Source organism: Myxacorys almedinensis A, assembly GCF_010091945.1.
In the GTDB taxonomy this organism is placed as follows: Bacteria; Cyanobacteriota; Cyanobacteriia; order Leptolyngbyales; family Leptolyngbyaceae; genus Myxacorys; species Myxacorys almedinensis.
This window is the reverse complement of the sequence record NZ_WVIE01000001.1, coordinates 115,180-132,573: the sequence shown is the minus strand read 5'-3', so window position 1 is coordinate 132,573 and position 17,394 is coordinate 115,180. Positions and strand designations below refer to the sequence as shown.

The following is a 17,394-nucleotide window of genomic DNA, read 5'->3' as shown; positions in this document are numbered from 1 at the left end:
CTCTAACCTGGCTCCAATGTCGTTGACTGGTTTTCTTGCAAGCTTTCGTAGAGGCTAGATATCTTACTTTGTTTGGTTTTGCGCCACAAATAGAAGCCATCACACTGCCTACCTCACGCAAAACACACATCACCCGTTGTTATTTCACACTAAAAGAAGGGAGCCATGAGACTGAGAGGGGACGAGGGGATTAAATGAAAATTTTAGTCATTGAAGATGAAAAAGATGTTCGGCTAAATATCATCGAAATCCTGGCTTCGGGGGGCTTCGATTCGATCTATGCAGAGAATGGTTTAAAGGGAATTGGGCTGGCTAAAGAGGCGGCTCCAGATCTGATTATTTGCGATATCAAAATGCCCGATTTTGATGGCTACAGCGTCTTGCAAGAACTGCGACAACATCAAGCCACTGCCACAATTCCATTTATCTTTTTAACGGCTAAGGCAGACAAAGCCGAAATCCGCCAAGGCATGAACTTAGGGGCAGATGATTACCTGACAAAACCCTTCCGGCGGGTGGAATTGTTGGATGCGATCGCGGCTCGGCTCAAACGGCACAGTGCCCAACTCGACATTCAAAAAAAGGTGCAAGAACTTCGAGAAATCAACACTCAAAAAGATGATTTTGTGAGTACAATTACTCATGATCTAAGAGCGCCCTTAACGACGATTAAAGTTGCGCTGCAACTGATGGAGGCGATGCCAAACAATCGAAAGCAGTACACAGAAATTGCTCTGACTGCGTGCGATCAAGGAGAAGAACTGATTCAAAATTTGTTGGATTTGTATCAGTTAGAATCTGGCGAAGCCCTAGCTACTCCTGAACCGCTCAATATTAAAGAGCAGTTGCGGAAGATTATTGAATCTTTCCAAGTTCGCGCTCGCACTCATCAACAAGTTTTAACGTTGGATATTCCTGAGGTTTTGCCCGTGATTGTGGCAGATAGCGTTGGCTTGCAAAGAATTTTTGTCGAACTCCTTAATAACGCTTGCAAATACACTCAAAGCCGGGGAGAAATTGTCTTTAAAGTGAGAACAGATCAAACAGTAGATCAAACTCCTGTATTAAAAATTACAATTGCAAACCAAGCAGAGATTCCGATTCGCGATCTTCCTCATATTTTTGATAAGTTTTATCGGGTTCCGGGCAGCGATCGCTGGCAAAAAGGCGGCACCGGGTTGGGGTTGGCATTGGTTAAAAAACTGATCGATCAACTGCAAGGAACAATATATGTAACCAGCCAAAACGGATGGACAGCTTTCAAGATTGAACTTCCCTACGAAACTCTTTAAGCAAACTTCAAATAACGGCGGTAGAAGCGTCTACGTTTTAAGCAAAAATTTAAGAACCGTCATGTATGATGAGCCATGCAGGAAGATGAACAGCGCCAGCTACAGCAACGCAATGCCGAACTAGAACGTCTGGTTCAGACCCTCAAGGCTCAGTTACAGGCGGCTCTGCCTCACGGGTTTGAAGAATCTGCCGCCGCCCTGCGATTTGTGCCAAGTGCTGCCACAACAGAGCCGGTTTTGCCAAACTCGCACCTCTTGCAGGCAGACGATCCGGTATGTGGGCAGGGTTCACCTGTGGAGACGCTCGTTGGGCTAAACGCGCAACACCCTGGGCACGGCACGCCTAATGCACCTTCATTTAACTTAGATTCTGCTCGCTATCAGGCGTTGGTTGAGGATCATCGAGACTTGATTTGTTGCTTTCAAGCCGATGGGACATTGACCTATGCTAATGAAGCATGCTGTCGATACTTTGGTCAACGTTCCACCGATTTGCTGGGGCAAAATTTTTTTGATGTGTTGGCGGCTGCAACCGGCACGGCTTTCTCGGCATCTAGTCTGCGGTTTGAGCATCAGAGCATAAGCTCAGAGGGTCGCATAGGGTGGCATGATTGGACACAAAAGCCGATTTGTGACGCGACTGGCGCGATCGTGGAAATTCAAGCCGTGGGACGAGATATTAGCGATCGCAAGGGGCTAGAAGAATTCCTCGATCGCACGATTCTGACGCTCAACCCACCACTCAATCCCCTGCTCAGCCCTCCTGCTGCCTCAGCGCCAGTCGTTCCCTCCGAATTGCGGCAAGCGCTGATTGCCCAACTGCAAACTGAAATTCTTTGCCGCGAATGGACTCAAGCCTCTCTGCAAGCTAGTGAAGAACGCTATCGCTCGGTCGTAGCTGCCATGCACGAAGGGGTGCTGATGCTCAGCGCTGAAGGGGTGATTCAAACCTGCAACGCGAGCGCGGAAGCCATTCTTGGCTGCACCTCAGAAGACTTGGCGTTCCGCACCATCCTCGAACTAAACTGGCAGGGGATTTGCGAAGACCATTCGCCCTTCGAGATGAGCAACTTTCCGGGACTAGTGACGGCTAAAACGGGGATCGCCTGCTCAGATATCGTCATTGGGCTGCACAAAGCCCATCAGCCGCTTACGTGGATTTCGGTCAACTCTCAGCCGTTGTTTCGCCCTGGAGACCTATTGCCCTATGCGGTGGTGGTTTCATTTTCAGACATTACAGCGCGCAAGTGGATCGAAGCCGATCGCACGCAGTTTCTGCAACGAGAACAAGGCGCACGAGCCGATGCAGAACTGGCACGAGAGCAAATTTCTCAAGTGTTGCAAAGCATTACCGATGGCTTTATTGCGTTTGATCAGCACTCTCGCTTTACCTATGTCAACCATGAAGCTGCCCGTGCCCTCGGCAGATCTGCTCGCGATTTGTTGGGCAAAGTGCTGTGGACAGAGTTTCCCGGTTTTGCTGAAACAAGCGTGGGTCGGCTATATCGCCGAGCGATGAGCGCCAAGCACAACTTCGACGGAACCGCAGAAGGCACGCCGCTAGAGCTAGAAGGCTATTATGCACCGTGGGATGGCTGGTATTCGTTTCGGGCTTACCCTTCTAAATCGGGCGTCTCTCTTTTCTTTCGGAATTTGACCGATTCTGTCCGCACGGCGAACGAGCGAGATCAGGCGCAGGAAGCCCTAAAAGGAGCCTTGCAGCGCCTCAGCTTTCATGTGGATAACTCTCCGTTTGCGGTGATTGAGTGGGATCGCGATTTGCGCGTCACCCGGTGGTCGCGAGAAGCCGAAAACCTGTTGGGCTGGAGTGCCAATGAGGTGCTGGGTAGGCAGTTTGGCAGTTGGAATTTTGTGGTGCGAGAAGATCTCAAAATTGCGGATCATACGATCGCAGAGTTGCTCAACGGGCAAGCGACGCACAATGTTTGCTATAGCCGCAACTACACCAAAACTGGGAACATCGTCCACTGTGAATGGTATAACTCGGTTTTGTTTGATGAGTCGGGGGAACTAGTGTCGATCATGTCGCTGGTGCTGAATGTGGGCGATCGCAAGCAAGCCGAAGAAGAACTGCGGGAAAGTGAGGAGCGCTTCCGCCAGCTTGCTGAGAATATCCAGCAAATTTTTTGGATGTATGACCTAGAAGAGCAGAAGCTGATCTACATCAGCCCTGTGTGTCAGCAGGTGATTGGCTATGAGAATGAGCGCTGTTACGACAAACCGCTAGACTTTTGGCTGGGGCATGTTCGCCAAAACGATTTGCCTCATGTGATGAAGGTCAGTCGGCAAGCGGTGCGGGGCAAACCTGCCGAGGTGATTTTCCGCTTTGTCAAGCCCGATGGCGCGGAACGGTGGCTGTTAGCACGGGCGTTTCCGGTGCGAAATGCTCAGGGGAGAATCTACCGGATTGCCGGAATTGCAGAAGATATTAGCGATCGCAAAGAGCAAGAGCGCCGCCTGCGGTTGCTCGAATCGGTGGTGGTCAATGCCAACGATGCTGTGGTGATCACCGCCGCCGAGCCGGTTGAGCCGCCCGGACCGAAAATTATCTATGTCAATGATGCTTTTACCCGAATGATGGGCTACCGCTCGGACGAAGTGATCGGCAGGACGCCCCGCATTCTCCAAGGACCCAAAACCGATTGGGGCGAATTAAAACATATCCGGACTGCTTTGAAGAATTGGCAACCTGCCCTCGCTGAGCTAGTGAACTATCACAAAGATGGCTCGGAAGTCTGGATCGAACTGAGCATTTTCCCAGTCACAGACCAAACCGGGCACTATACCTACTGGGTGGGGCTGCAACGAGATGTTACCCAGCGCAAGCGCACTGAGGAAGTGCTACAACGGCAAACCTTGCGATCGCAACTGTTTGCCGACATTACCCTCAAGATTCGTCAGTCGCTACAACTTGAGGAAATTCTGCAAACCACGGTGACTGAGGTGAGAAATCTGCTCAAAGCCGATCGCGTCTTAATCTACCGCCTCTTGCCCGATGAGACTGGCATTGTGTGCAATGAAGCCGTGGGCAGCCATTGGGCATCTATGCTGGGCAACACTTATCCCAAAGCCGTGTTTTTTCCGGACTCAGACGCGGCTTACTGCAACAACGTTCAAGCCGTTGAAGACACCGAACAAGAGGTCTCGATCGCGCATAGCGTCGGGTTGTTGCGCGAGATTGGCGTCAAAGCCGAACTGGTTGTGCCCATTGTTCAGCAGCAATCGCTGTGGGGCTTGCTGATCGCCCATCAGTGTGATGACTCGCGAGAATGGTCAGACTTTGAGATCGAACTGCTGCAACAACTCGCCAACCAGGTAGATATTGCCCTCACGCAAAGCCAACTCCTGCAAGCTCAGCGAGAAAGCGAAGAGCGGTTTCGGACGATGGCAAACAGCGCTCCCGTGCTGCTGTGGGTGATCAATACGGCAGGAGAGTGCATTTTCTGCAATCAAAGTCTGCTGGACTTCACAGGCAGCACCTTTGAGCAAGAGCAAGGATCGGGCTGGCACAACACCGTGCATCCGGTGGATTTGCCCTATTGCCGCGCCACCTACGAGCAGGCGTTAGCCACCCGCACCAGTTTTGAGATTGAATATCGGCTGCGGCGCGCAGATGGTGAATATCGCTGGGTGCTAGATCGGGGCGTGCCTCGCTTTATGCCAAACGGTAACTTTGGTGGGCACATTGGTTCCTGTATCGACATCACCGATCGCAAGCAAGCAGAGGTGGAAATGCAGAAAGCCCTGGAAAAAGAACGGGAACTCAGCGAACTAAAATCGCGGTTTGTGTCAACCGCATCTCACGAATTTCGCACGCCGTTGAGCACGATTCTCTCCTCTGCCGATTTGCTGGAATTTTATTTGGGAAATTGCACGGTTGAGAAGCAGCTTGAGCATATTGAGCGGATTCAAGGAGCGGCGTTGAACATGAATAATCTCCTGAGTGATGTGCTGGTGATCGAGCGGGCGGAAGCAAAGTTTGAACCGACAGAGCTAGATTTGCAGGCATTTTGCCAGAAACTGGTGGCAGAAATGCAGTTGAATGATCAAGACCAGCATCACGTTGAGTTGCAGATGCAAGCGTCGGCTGATGACACCCAAGCGTGTATGGACACCAAGCTATTGAGGCAAATTTTGACCAATTTGCTCTCCAATGCCCTTAAATATTCTCCTGTAGGATCAACGGTAACGCTGAGATTGGGGTGCGATCGCACCTCGGCGAGGTTTGAGGTTGCCGATGAAGGAATCGGGATTCCGCCAGAAGATCAAGGGCGGTTGTTTGAGCCATTTCATCGTGGTACAAACGTTGGGGCGGTGTCGGGGAATGGATTGGGGCTGGCGATCGTTAAGCAATCGGTGGATGCGCATGGGGGTCAAGTTGCGATCGCTAGCCACGAGAAAGGTGGAACAACTGTCTGCGTCACCCTACCCCTTCAGCCGGTTCAAAACTATGACCATTTTGAATAATTGATCAGAAAAAGTTTGGCACATTTGCCCCCATCAAGCTCTAAATGCCAACCGGCTCCAAGTTCTAAAGGTCATCGCTTTGGCAACACAAATTTCTCTTCTAAACTCAAACACTGAGGCAAACAGTCTTCTGGATAACTGTTTGTAGAAACAGCCATAAAATTTGGCATTTCTTGCCAACAATGAGTGCAAAACCAATACACTCTTCCTTGAGAAACATGGCGTAAAAGCTTTCTTGAGCAACAGGGGCATTCAGGCATTATATTCAATTCCTATTTTTCAAGACTGAGTTAATAAAGGAGAAGAGTGGTAAATCATGTTCTCTATCTTTCTACTGTTAACAGTAAAGTCTATGGAAATCATCTGCCATAGGGCACTTACCCATTTTTTGGGTGGGTTTCCCTACAGAAAGTATTAACTTTCTCGCTGATTTCTTTGATTGGATATATACATTTCTTTAATTCAATCGGGTGAAACTCTAACAGAGGAAAATAGAGTAAATTGATACCAGCTTTAACTGATTTGAATAGAGAGAATTTATGGCAAGAATTCTTAACAGTGGAGCATAGACGCTCCGTTGCGCTCATCGCGGCTCGAAACCGTTTATAATCCTGATTTCATTGTCTGCTAACAATTTTCACTTATGTTCACGTCTCCCGATTATGCTTATGACATATTTGACTTGCTATTACGGCTTGTTTTAGCGGTGATTGCCGGAGGCAGCGTTGGGTGGGATCGGGAAAAACGTCACAAAGCGGCGGGCTTGCGAACCCATATTCTCGTTAGCTTGGGAGCCGCAATGTTTGTGTTGATTCCCTTGCAATTGGATCTCAACTCCCTAGGAGATAGCGTTAGCCGCACGGTTCAAGGGATTGCCGCAGGCGTGGGCTTTTTGGGGGCAGGAGAAATTTTACATACGCAGCGTCATGGCTCAGAAGAGCAACGAGCCAAAGGCTTGACCTCTGCCGCCGCGATTTGGGTGACGGCTGCCCTCGGTGCGGTAGCGGGATGCGGCTTATGGAAACTGACGATCGCAGGCATTATTTTCACCCTTATAACGTTGGCAGGCTTGAAAAAAGTGGAGCAATGGTCGTTTAGGCGGCGGTACGACGATCCAGAAAATTGACCAAAACGATGCAGAATATAGCAGTGGGAAAATACCGAGAAACTCTGCTAGGTGTTGTCGAACGAGTCAAAGTGAATGAATCGGGAAATTTCTACGAATAGCGCCTATGACCAGGGAGCGCCGCGCGATCGCGGTTGGGTTGATCCTGCGTGGGCGGTGGGGCTGCTGCTGAGCGCAGTGATTTTGCTCACCGTCAATTTGGGGAGTTTGCCTCTGCGAGACTGGGACGAAGGCATTGTCGCCCAAATTGCGCGGGAAATGGTGCGATCGCCGGGTGAGGCGCTCCTGTGGCTGTATCCCAAAGAGCTAAGCGGCAATCCCTATTTCAACAAGCCGCCGCTGATCCATTGGCTGGTGGCACTCAGCTACCGAGTGGGCGGTATGAGTGAATGGACTTCTCGCTTACCCGGTGCGGTGCTAACGGCGCTATCGGTGCCGGTGGTGTATGGCATTGGGCGAGAAGTCTTTTTCCGGCGATCGCCAGCAGTGCTTGCCGCGCTGGTCTATCTCACGTCGCTACCTGTGATTCGGAATGGGCGCTTGGCGATGCTAGATGGCGCGGTGCTGTGCTGGTTTACGTTGATGATGTGGTTTGTGCTGCGATCGCGGCGAGATTTGCGCTGGGGACTCGGCATCGGGATCAGTTTTGGGCTAATTTGTCTGACGAAAGGAATGTTAGGGGTGCTGCTCGGTGCGATCGCGCTGGGGTTTCTTGCGTGGGATACCCCACGAGTCTTAGCATCCCGATATCTATGGGGCGGGTTTTTTCTAGGTTGCGTTCCGGTTGCCCTGTGGTATGGCGCTCAGATTCAGCATTATGGGCAACTCTTTATTGAGACGCATTTGCTCGACCAATCGCTGAAGCGCATTTCTGATCAGGTCAGCAACAATCGGGGGGCGATTTGGTTTTACGGGCTAGACATTCTCAAGAATGGCGTTCCGTGGGTGCTGTTTCTTCCCGCTGGATTTCGCTACGCCTGGGAGCATCGCAACTTGGGGTGGGCAAAGCTCGTGTTGGTTTGGGCAGGCGTTTATTTTCTTGTGATTTCGGTGATGCAAACCAAGTTGCCTTGGTATAGTTTGCCGCTCTACCCGGCATTTGCCCTCGTGGTTGGAGCGCAGATCAACCGCCTGTGGACACCACTCCTGGCAGATCTGAGGCACGATCGCGCTATTCCTCAGGCTCGGATCTGGGCAACTTGGTTTACGGTGCTGGCGATCGCAGCGTGGGGGCTTTGGGCGTTTTACACGTTCTCGCCTCAAGCCGAGGTAGATCTACAGCTAATTTTTGCAACGCTGGCGTTTACCCTCACCGTCACCGCCATTTTAATTCTGCGGCACGATACTCAATTTGTTGCGGTTCTAATTTGGGGCATGTATCTGACGCTGTTAACGTTTGTGATGTCAGACAATTGGGTTTGGGAGCTACAGGAAGCCTATCCCGTCAAGCCTGTAGCGGCAATGATTCGCCAATATACCCCCCAAAAACAGGTGATTTACACGTCCTACCCCTACAATCGCCCCTCCCTCAATTTTTATAGCGATCGCCAGGTTGTACCGGTCTCAAAAGCTGAGATTCAAAAGCATTGGCGCGAGGGCGTCCATCCTTACTTTTTAGTGGAACCTGACTGGCTAAAAACGCTGCCTCAAAAGGAGCAACAGGTGTTGGGCACAAAACAAGGGTGGGCTCTGGTGGCGCGGCGGCATCCGTCGGGGTGATTCTGCCCCGCCCCCAACTGGAGATTGCTTCGCAGAGCCTGCGGCTACGGGCTTGTAGGCGAAAGTTCCTTGAAGGGTACCGGGAGAGTGATTGGGCTTCTTCAGCCCGTTTCAACGAACTCTCCTTTATTAAAGTGAGTTCTGGATTAAGAGAGGGCAGAGGCAAGTACGCTGAAAATAACCAAACACTTCAGCCACCGTTTAGGTTAGTCCACCTGAAACCCCACCCTTCAAGAGTTTACCTACCTTAATCCTGCTACACGCCCACTGGGTATTACAAAGGGCGGGAAACTACCTGCATACACTTGTGAATTGAGTAGTACTGCCGAACCCATAATCATGTCTGTAGTACTCGGTGTTGATGGCGCATCGCAAGCAATGCGCTGATAGACGGCAACTCTATCATTAGTGGCTGTGATTATAACACTTGCTGCAATAGTTGCATTTGAAGGAGTAAGAAAAAATACAACAGGAGTCGGACGTAGCCCTCCTAAAGCAATAGGTGCTCTTCCTGCTGAACTATTCTTAGCTACATCAATATAGCCAATAATTTGGTGTGCAAAAGAGCTTAGGTAGATTGTACCAGTAGTGAATTTCGCTTCATGAAAAGAACTAAGACCGTAGTAATCTCGCTGCGTAATTTGCCCTTGTGAATTGACTACGATTACCTCAATTGCGCCTACAGCATCAGGGACAATGCCTCTATGAATTGTTGAAGACGTGCTGGTTGCTATTTCTCGGACTCTTGAGGGAAACCAAGTTGTATTCTCTATCTTACCAACACTATCAAGTGCAAAGTTTTGAAATGCACGTCCCATTGTATTGGAATCTAAACTAAATCCTAATGCTGCTCCTCGTAATTCAATATGATTCTTGTTTAGAGGAAGACCATTTGTAGGGGCACACGATTGTTGCGTAATTTGAGCTTGAGTTAGTGATTGCGCTAGTAATGAACGGCTTGCAAGAGTTTGGTATCCAAGTATCCCGACAAGCAAGGAGAGAAGAGCGCGGTAGGCTGCGAATTTAAGCATGCACCGTCTTTTTTGTGTTGTATGAAAGAAGACAACTAACAATAGTTGAAATTAAATATATAGCGTCTCTAGCTCTAGTGAGGCACGATTCCACCGCTGAAAGCCTTACTCTGAAATGCTCAGGCATACCTCATTTCGAGAGGAGGCGCTATAATACAGCAATTTGCGCTTCAAGCAAGCAAAAGAAACCATCATGCTTTGAGCATAAACTACTGTATTCAAGACTCAATACTCAAGGTCAAAATAAAGTTGATTAATATTGACCTTCACTTCTCATTTTTTCAAGCTGCTTCATAAGTCTTTCATCCTCTTGCTTAAGCTCTTCTTCCGTTCTTCTTTCTAGGGCGTGCTTAGTTTCCCTCTCCTTCCTTATTTCTTTCTCTATTTCTTCTCTTTCTTTCGGTGCTTTTTTCGCTAACTCCCTAGCTTGATCTTCATTTCGTTTCTGCTGAGCTTTTTCGTCACGCTCTTCAATTTCTTTCCATATTTCATCAGGTAATTTGATAGGCTTTACTTCAGAAGCTCTGTTCTCTTTTGAATCTTTGTCTGGTTTTTGTGCCATCGGTTCAACCTCGCTGATTCCAGATTTGTTTGCATTTATAAAGCCAGCAAAAAATACGATTATAGACGAGGCAATAGATAAGGCTAAGATTAGCTTGATTGTCTTTGAAGCTAGCATGGGTTTAAATCGTCTAAGAAATACACCTGACCCTATAATATTAATCCTCGAACGAGACATCGGCAGAGATGTTCCGTATTTCTTCAGGAAGTTTTATGCTGTCGCGCCTGGAATTGATTCGATCGAAATCTGACTGACAAGCAGGAAAAAATGTTGCTTCAATAATGAGTTAGGGGAACTGCTCAGTCTCACCCTAACTCTCCGGTGAATTTCTTGGTCAATCTAGTTCTTCGGTTGATTGCCTACTGCCATCAACCGAAGAACCATTGCCTCAATTGGAGTTCGCTTTACCGCAAGCGGCTTAACCGAAACTGGCGTTTGATTAGCCCATAGCCACAGGCTCTGCAAAGTAATCTTGAGTTCAGAGCGGGGTAGAAACGACGGGAAGGATGGTGCCAAACTCACGTTAACATTACCCATCTGTTGCCAAGCTCAAATCCCTTGTTTCGGTTCGGCTTTGAAAAACGTGGCAATCACCAAGCAAATAATGCCGACGTTGATAAACACATCGGCTAAGTTAAAAATCGGAAAATTGATCAGTCGAACATCAATAAAATCGATCACATGACCCAACACAAAGCGATCGATGCCGTTCCCCAACGCGCCGCTTAAAATAAACCCATAGCCAAACTGCTCCCACCTGGGAAACCGAGGACCAAACCACGCCATCGCCATCAAGCCAATGCTCACGGCTAAAGAAAGCCACCGCAACCACAGGCTACCCGAAAATAAACTAAATGCCGCGCCTTTGTTCACCACATAGGTAAAGTGAAAAACGCCGGGGATCACCGGAATAGATTGCAGTAAAACCAGCGTTTTGACCACCCAAAGTTTGGTGATTCGATCGAGAATGAGTCCTGCGATCGCGGCGATCCAAAAAAAGCGATTTTTGAGCATGAATTAGTAAAACATGACACGTCTAAGAACATAGGCAAGCACTGCGATCGCGCAAATCACCGCCACCTGCCCTGGGAGTAGCGTAACAGAATACATCATCAGCGCTTTGGTCAAGGGCACAGAGGCAGCATCAAGCCAATTTAGGAGATAACTCAATAGTAGATAACTAATGCCCACCGTGTGCACCACCATCAAGCCACACAGTCCACTAAAGGCGAGAGACTCTAAACGAGGCGGCGCTTTGAATGCGATGTATCCACAGATCCACGCCGCCGGAACAAATCCCAGCAAATACCCAAAAGTCGGCTCTGTCAAATAGTCCAGCCCGCCGCCCTGCGAGAAGACTTCAAACCCAGCTAAACCCAGCGCCAAATAAGCAATCTGAGACATGACCGCCGCATTCTGACCGCCAAGGCAGCCAACTAGCATCACAGCGCCGGTCTGATAACTCACCCCCAAAAAGTGCAGGGGAACTTGACCATTCGCCCACGTCCAAGGCAATCCGGTAGTAGAGGCTTTTAATAACGTCCCTCCGATCGTCAGCAACAGCCCAATCAACGCCCACAACAACTCAGTCAGCGTAATCTTAAAACGCTGGGGCTTAGCAGGAGGAGTGCGGCGGCGGCGAGAAGGAGACGGTCTCATGGTCATGGCATTGTACACCACGGGTTAGCAAATGAAAGCTGGGAAAAATTCTTTAATTCCAAACAACTGTATTGCTTTGGGCGACTCAATCGTTGATGATCAGAAACTGTAGTTGTTCATCGCGCTCATGGTTGCCAGCTTCACCACGCTTGACCGAATTCGCCAACTTTATCAACAACCATTGCCCGATCTGCTGTTTGAAGCCCAACGGGTACATCGCGCTCACCATGACCCCTCTATGGTGCAGATGTGTACCTTGAGCAGTATTAAAACGGGGGCGTGCCCGGAAGATTGCGGTTACTGCGCTCAGAGTGTACATCACAACACCGGGCTTCAGCCAGAACCGTTGATGAATTTAACCGAGGTTTTGGCTGACGCAAAAGCAGCAAAGCGTGCGGGTTCGACTCGGTTTTGCATGGGGGCGGCGTGGCGAGAGGTGCGCGATGGGGCACAGTTTGATCGGGTGCTAGAGATGGTGCGGCAAGTTGCGGCATTAGAGCTAGAGGTGTGCTGCACGTTGGGGATGCTAAAACCCCATCAGGCAGAGCAACTCAAAGCAGCAGGGCTGACGGCTTACAATCATAACCTCGACACGTCACCGAGTTATTACGACAAAATTATCTCTACTCGCACCTATCAAGATCGCTTAGATACGATTCGAGCGGTAAGCAATGCTGGAATTTCGGTCTGCTGTGGCGGTATTTTGGGATTAGGAGAATCGGTGAGCGATCGCTTAGAAATGCTCGAAACACTTTGCAAATTTGATCCGCCACCAGAGTCGATTCCGATCAATTATTTGATACCGATTCCCGGAACGCCGCTAGAGAATGCCCCAGCGATCGATCCGTTTGACATGGTGCGAATGATCGCCACAACCCGAATTCTGTTTCCAGCAGCAATGGTGCGGCTCTCGGCAGGTCGAACCGAAATGAGCGATGAACTGCAAGCGATGTGCTTTTTAGCAGGGGCAAATTCGATTTTTACGGGGGCGAAACTGTTGACAGCGGCAAACCCAGCGCGATCGCACGATGAACAACTGCTCGATCGTCTAGGCATGGTTCCCAAACCGCTTTAAGCCCCGTCTTGGGGTGCCTCCTTCTGTTGACCTACCTGTTTGATTTCATCCCTCTGTGCTCTCATCCCTCTGTGATCTCATACCTCTTTGAGCACACGGCAAGGATTGCCTGCTGCACTGACGTTGGCTGGCATATTTTTAGTGACAACGCTGCCTGCGCCAATGGTAGTATTATCTCCAATCGTCACTCCTGGGCAAACGATCGCGCCGCCGCCGATCCAAACATTGTTCCCAATCACGATCGGGGCAGCCATTTCTAAACCTGATCTCCTCAGTTCTGGGTTTAGTGGATGATATGCCGTGTAAATCTGAACTTTAGGAGCAAGCAACACATTGCTTCCTAGATAGACGGTGTTGCAATCTAAGATGACGCAATCGTAATTAATAAACAGGTTTTCTTTAGCGTAGATATGACAGCCATAATCACAGCGAAACGGTGGCTTTACTTCAAAGTTTTGACCGATTGAACCAAAAAGAGCGTGGATCATCTCGCGCCTTTTTTCGATCTCGCTGGGCAAAGAAGAGTTGAACACATGTAAGAAGGTTTGTGCTTGTGCCTGCATTCTTTCAAGTTCAGGATCAAGCGCGATATATGGCTCATTTGCTAACATCTTTTCTCTTGCAGTTTTCTCCATCTATCGACGAGGTGTTGCTAAAATTCACGCCAAATTTTAGCTTACTTAAAGCTGCGATCGCGAGACCTGGAGGGGCGAGATCGTCCGCGCACATCTCCAGTCCCATGAATTGACGTTTATTTCAAACGGCTGTAATGTTTACCCTCTACTACCTGATACGGTTTCTAACTGTTGCTTCTTGATCAGCAGGGTTTAAATTTTGTTTGTGCACAGTAGAAGAAGGTGGCTTCGAGCCTGGAGCAGATTTCCAGACAGATTGACCCGTCAGCATCTCAACAACATCCATTCCGTTGCCGATCACCCCCGGAACGCTAGGATAACCCGCACTCGCGCCAACAAAGAAGAGGTTTGGCAACTCGGTTTTGTAACCCAGGCGATTTAAGCCGACTTGCTTGGGGATCAGCTTAGCACCGTAAATATTGCCTTGGGGCTGCCCAAGATAAAACTCGCTGGTGGTTGGTGTTCCATAAACTTTCATGCGGGTGTAGCGATCGATATCAGGAATCAAATCTTTTACACTCCGCATGATCTGCTGATAAACCTCACGCTTCCTGGCTTTGTAGGCTTTCGGATCGGTTGTGTGGAGACGCTCGAAGGGGTGATAAGGGCACACCGTTGCGATTTCTAGCACATGATGCCCTGGGGGAGCCATGCCCGGTTCACTGGATTTCATGGTTGGGCAAGATAGGAAGATCCACGGGTGATCAAGCTTGCCTTCTAGCTGTTGTTGATATTCTCGATTGAGATCTCCGGTTGGGTAGTACCAGATGTTCCAGTTTCCGATCCCATAGTGTTGTGGATCAAAGCGCTCATCCAATCCCAAATAGATATTGAAAGCGCTTGCAGAATACTCATAATTAGTGAGTCGTTTGCGTTCTCGATCGCTGAGTGCTTTGCCATCTTGAATTAACTGCACCGTGAGTTTTGGATCGAGATCGCTAATGTAGGCTTTCTTGGCTTCGTAAACGTTTTGCTCGGCAATCACACCTGTGATTTTCCCTTGGTTAACTTGAATCTGCTCAACAGGGGCGGAAAATTTAACCACACCTCCCCCTGCTGTGATCGCTTCGACGATCGTATCGACAAACTGTTTGAAGTGATGTTGAGGATAGTAAGCGCCCTCGGAATAGTCCCACACGAGGGAGGTATGGGTCATCAGGGCGATCTCGTTAGGAGGCAAAGCATAGTCACCGCTTTGTCCTGCTAAGACGGCTTGTAACTTGGGCGAAAGTCCGACGCGATCGTACAAATCTTGCAGCGTCCAATTCCGCTTTTGAAAGAGGTTCCAATACTTTGGCAGCTTTAGCCAGTCTGTCCATTTTTGGTTGTACCAATGGATTTCGTGGACAAGCTGACGCACGTCTTGATGGAGGCGTTTAATTTCATCGCAATAGCGATCGATGGCGGTCGATTCTTCGGGGAAGGTAGAGAGCAAGCGTTGGCGAAGATTTTCCCATCCGAGGGGAATGTTGAAATCGGCATCGGGAGTAATGACCCGATCAATGCAGTCTGGGTCAAGCGAATTGAAGGACACATCTCGCTCGATATAGTTGAGAAATTGGGTGATTGTTTGTCCGCGATCGCACTGGGAAATGTAGTGAACATCGGCACAAAAGCGGTATTGCCCATAATCAAAAGTGTGACAGCAACCGCCCGGCAGATAATGTTTTTCTAAAACCAAAACCCGGTTGCCTTGCCGCGTTAAACAAGCGGCGGTCGAGAGTCCACCGAGTCCTGCGCCCAAAATTACATAATCAAAGCTTTCCATAGAGACCTCTAACTAAGTGTCAATTTGAATGTTTGTCAGGGTTAGTTGTCACGAGTGATTTGTCATTACCGTTTGGAAAAGAGAAGGTTTGAAAAAGAATCGCTCTGTTGAGCAACGACGAAGCAGCGTGGGATAAATTCATCCACAAACATCAATTCACAAACATCAATCCACAACATTGAATAGGTGAATGCTGCATCCATCTTGAATTGATCAAACAATCAATAAAACTGCCGATGAGACTGCGGTGCCTTCGGTTGAGTAAAGCTGTTCGCAGCATTTCACTCGTGCTGAGTGGGATCAGACGCACCTTGGCAGTTAAGATTTTGTGGAACATGTATTGTGACCGCAACCCGTGATTGCAGCGGTTTGCAGGTTAACACCTCTTAATTTTTAGTTTTAAAACAAGAAGTTGAGGAACTTGTGAAGATGCAACAATTCTGCTTGCAGAACACATTTAAACTCGATTTCAATTCTGTTAGCCATCGTCGCTTCTTAGAGAATGATGCAATAATTCTGCTTGCAGGATAGATTTGAACCAATGATGCAATTTCTTAAAGGCTTTCTTGCTAGCCTCACCAACCCCAGATTTGCCCCTACCGCATTCAAAGTGGCACTGGTAATTGGGACGCTTTTGCTGGTGCTAAATCATGGTCGTGCGCTGATTGATGGACAGATGAGCCGCGATCGCTGGATTTCTGCAATGCTTACTTATTGTGTGCCCTATTTCGTCAGCATTCACGGACAATATACCAGTGCCGCTCAGCGATCGCGCCGTTGAAACGGGTTAGTAAAATTGTTATCTTTGCCTTCGATGGGAGATCGCAACCCTATCCACCGTGCGGCTTGATCCGTTCTATACTGGTAGATTCCAAGCAGAGGTTGTTCTATGGTAAGCGAAGTTAGAACCGTTACAGGACGGGGAATTCCCCTCGTTGGAAATGATATTGATACCGATCGGATTATTCCGGCTCGGTTTTTGCGGGCGGTCACATTTGATGGATTGGGCGAACAGGTCTTTGCCGACGATCGTGCTCAACGAGGCGGACAGCACCCCTTTGATTTGCCACACTATCAAGGCGCAATGGTGTTGGTTGTGAACGGTAACTTTGGGTGTGGATCGAGCCGCGAACATGCGCCTCAAGCGATCGCAAAGTGGGGCATCCGCGCGATCGTTGGAGAGAGCTTTGCCGAAATCTTTTTTGGCAACTGTGTCGCTCTTGGGCTTCCCTGTGTAACCGCCGATCCCAGCGTGACGAAACACCTACAAGAACGGCTGAGTGCGAATCCTCAAGCTCAAATCACGGTAGATCTTGAGACGATGCAAGTTACCTGTGAAGGCGTCGTGGCTCCCGTGGCGATGGGCGAAGGGTCTCGTCAAATGTTTGTGGCTGGCACCTGGGATGCCTGCGGTCAGTTGGTGGCGCAAGCCGATCAGATTAGCGCTACAGCGGCTCGGTTGCCCTATGTCCGGTGGAGTGTTGCTTCATGATTGTGGTGTTGATGGGCGTTGCTGGCTCTGGCAAAACGACGATCGGCAAACAGCTTGCAAATGCCCTAGAGTGTGACTTTATTGATGGAGACAAGCTTCATCCTCAAGCCAATATCGACAAAATGAGCCAGGGCATTCCGCTTGGCGATGCCGATCGCCAGCCATGGTTAGAAACGATGCGATCGCTGATCGCCCATAGACTTGAGAGCAACACGAATCTCGTTTTAGCCTGTTCTGCTCTAAAAGCTAAGTATCGATCGCACCTAAAACAAGACTGCGATCAGGTTAGGCTTGTTTACCTCAAAGCGCCTGAGGCATTGTTGAAAGAACGCATGGAGCGGCGCGAGGGTCATTTTATGCCGCTTACGCTGTTGCAGAGTCAGCTTCAAACTTTAGAAGAACCCATCGATGCGATCGTAGTCAATGTCGATCAGCCTGTAACGCACGTAGTCGATCAGATTCATCAAGCGCTGAGACCATAAACGACGCCTGTGGCAAGGCTTTACCTAGAAAATGCTTTCCCAAGAACGCTTCACCTACAAGAATG

14 protein-coding genes and 1 pseudogene are annotated in these 17,394 nt (G+C 49.2%); 9 read left to right on the top strand and 6 right to left on the bottom strand.

Annotated elements, in window-relative coordinates; translation table 11 throughout:
- The first annotated feature begins 194 nt into the window (after positions 1 to 194).
- The 4 genes from GS601_RS00590 to GS601_RS00575 all read left to right on the top strand — a co-directional run bounded on the left by GS601_RS00590 (position 195) and on the right by GS601_RS00575 (position 8,625).
- Entirely contained in the window at positions 195 to 1,292 is a 1,098-nt protein-coding gene (locus tag GS601_RS00590; protein ID WP_162421208.1) for a hybrid sensor histidine kinase/response regulator, read from the top strand.
- 75 nt (positions 1,293 to 1,367) lie between these two features.
- Positions 1,368 to 5,780 (top strand): PAS domain S-box protein, encoded by a 4,413-nt coding sequence (locus GS601_RS00585; protein WP_162421207.1) that lies wholly within the window; start codon positions 1,368 to 1,370, stop codon positions 5,778 to 5,780.
- A gap of 643 nt (positions 5,781 to 6,423) precedes the next feature.
- Entirely contained in the window at positions 6,424 to 6,906 is a 483-nt protein-coding gene (locus GS601_RS00580; protein ID WP_162421206.1) for an MgtC/SapB family protein, read from the top strand.
- Between the two features lie 75 nt (positions 6,907 to 6,981).
- Positions 6,982 to 8,625 carry an ArnT family glycosyltransferase gene (locus GS601_RS00575; protein WP_162421205.1) on the top strand — a complete coding sequence of 548 codons (1,644 nt, stop codon included), beginning with the start codon at positions 6,982 to 6,984 and terminating at the stop codon, positions 8,623 to 8,625.
- Between the two features lie 242 nt (positions 8,626 to 8,867).
- On the opposite strand, the gene GS601_RS00570 is transcribed toward GS601_RS00575, so the two are convergent.
- Positions 8,868 to 9,656 carry a hypothetical protein gene (locus GS601_RS00570; RefSeq protein ID WP_162421204.1) on the bottom strand — a complete coding sequence of 263 codons (789 nt, stop codon included), beginning with the start codon at positions 9,654 to 9,656 and terminating at the stop codon, positions 8,868 to 8,870.
- 253 nt (positions 9,657 to 9,909) lie between these two features.
- A complete protein-coding gene (locus GS601_RS00565) occupies positions 9,910 to 10,335 on the bottom strand; it encodes a hypothetical protein (protein ID WP_162421203.1) in 426 nt (141 codons plus the stop codon).
- Positions 10,336 to 10,521: 186 nt separating this feature from the next.
- Between GS601_RS00565 and GS601_RS23855 the strand changes: the two are divergent.
- Positions 10,522 to 10,640, top strand: a pseudogene (locus GS601_RS23855) (IS982 family transposase); the annotation flags it as partial.
- Positions 10,641 to 10,767: 127 nt separating this feature from the next.
- On the opposite strand, the gene lspA reads toward GS601_RS23855, so the two are convergent.
- Positions 10,768 to 11,232, bottom strand: a complete 465-nt coding sequence (gene lspA / locus GS601_RS00555; RefSeq protein ID WP_162421201.1) for a signal peptidase II — start codon at positions 11,230 to 11,232, stop codon at positions 10,768 to 10,770.
- A gap of 3 nt (positions 11,233 to 11,235) precedes the next feature.
- Positions 11,236 to 11,883 carry a biotin transporter BioY gene (locus GS601_RS00550; RefSeq protein ID WP_162421200.1) on the bottom strand — a complete coding sequence of 216 codons (648 nt, stop codon included), beginning with the start codon at positions 11,881 to 11,883 and terminating at the stop codon, positions 11,236 to 11,238.
- Positions 11,884 to 12,004: 121 nt separating this feature from the next.
- On the opposite strand from GS601_RS00550, the gene bioB reads away from it, so the two are divergent.
- Positions 12,005 to 12,952 (top strand): biotin synthase BioB, encoded by a 948-nt coding sequence (gene bioB, locus GS601_RS00545; RefSeq protein WP_162421199.1) that lies wholly within the window; start codon positions 12,005 to 12,007, stop codon positions 12,950 to 12,952.
- Between the two features lie 77 nt (positions 12,953 to 13,029).
- Here the strand turns inward: bioB and GS601_RS00540 are convergent, their stop codons facing one another.
- Together GS601_RS00540 and GS601_RS00535 are read right to left on the bottom strand one after the other, a co-directional pair.
- Positions 13,030 to 13,587, bottom strand: a complete 558-nt coding sequence (locus GS601_RS00540) for a sugar O-acetyltransferase (RefSeq protein ID WP_162421198.1) — start codon at positions 13,585 to 13,587, stop codon at positions 13,030 to 13,032.
- Between the two features lie 148 nt (positions 13,588 to 13,735).
- Positions 13,736 to 15,355, bottom strand: a complete 1,620-nt coding sequence (locus tag GS601_RS00535) for a phytoene desaturase family protein (protein WP_162421197.1) — start codon at positions 15,353 to 15,355, stop codon at positions 13,736 to 13,738.
- 541 nt (positions 15,356 to 15,896) lie between these two features.
- On the opposite strand from GS601_RS00535, the gene nrtS reads away from it, so the two are divergent.
- The 3 genes from nrtS (at position 15,897) to GS601_RS00520 (ending at position 17,329) form a co-directional block, all read left to right on the top strand.
- The gene (gene nrtS / locus GS601_RS00530) at positions 15,897 to 16,136 is read left to right on the top strand and encodes a nitrate/nitrite transporter NrtS (RefSeq protein WP_162421196.1); all 240 of its coding nucleotides are present in this window, start codon (positions 15,897 to 15,899) and stop codon (positions 16,134 to 16,136) included.
- 108 nt (positions 16,137 to 16,244) lie between these two features.
- Positions 16,245 to 16,847 (top strand): 3-isopropylmalate dehydratase small subunit, encoded by a 603-nt coding sequence (gene leuD, locus GS601_RS00525; RefSeq protein WP_162421195.1) that lies wholly within the window; start codon positions 16,245 to 16,247, stop codon positions 16,845 to 16,847.
- Positions 16,844 to 17,329, top strand: coding sequence for a gluconokinase (locus tag GS601_RS00520; RefSeq protein ID WP_162421194.1), 486 nt, complete (start codon positions 16,844 to 16,846; stop codon positions 17,327 to 17,329). The genes leuD and GS601_RS00520 overlap by 4 nt, the downstream gene beginning before the upstream one ends.
- The last annotated feature ends 65 nt before the right edge of the window (positions 17,330 to 17,394 follow it).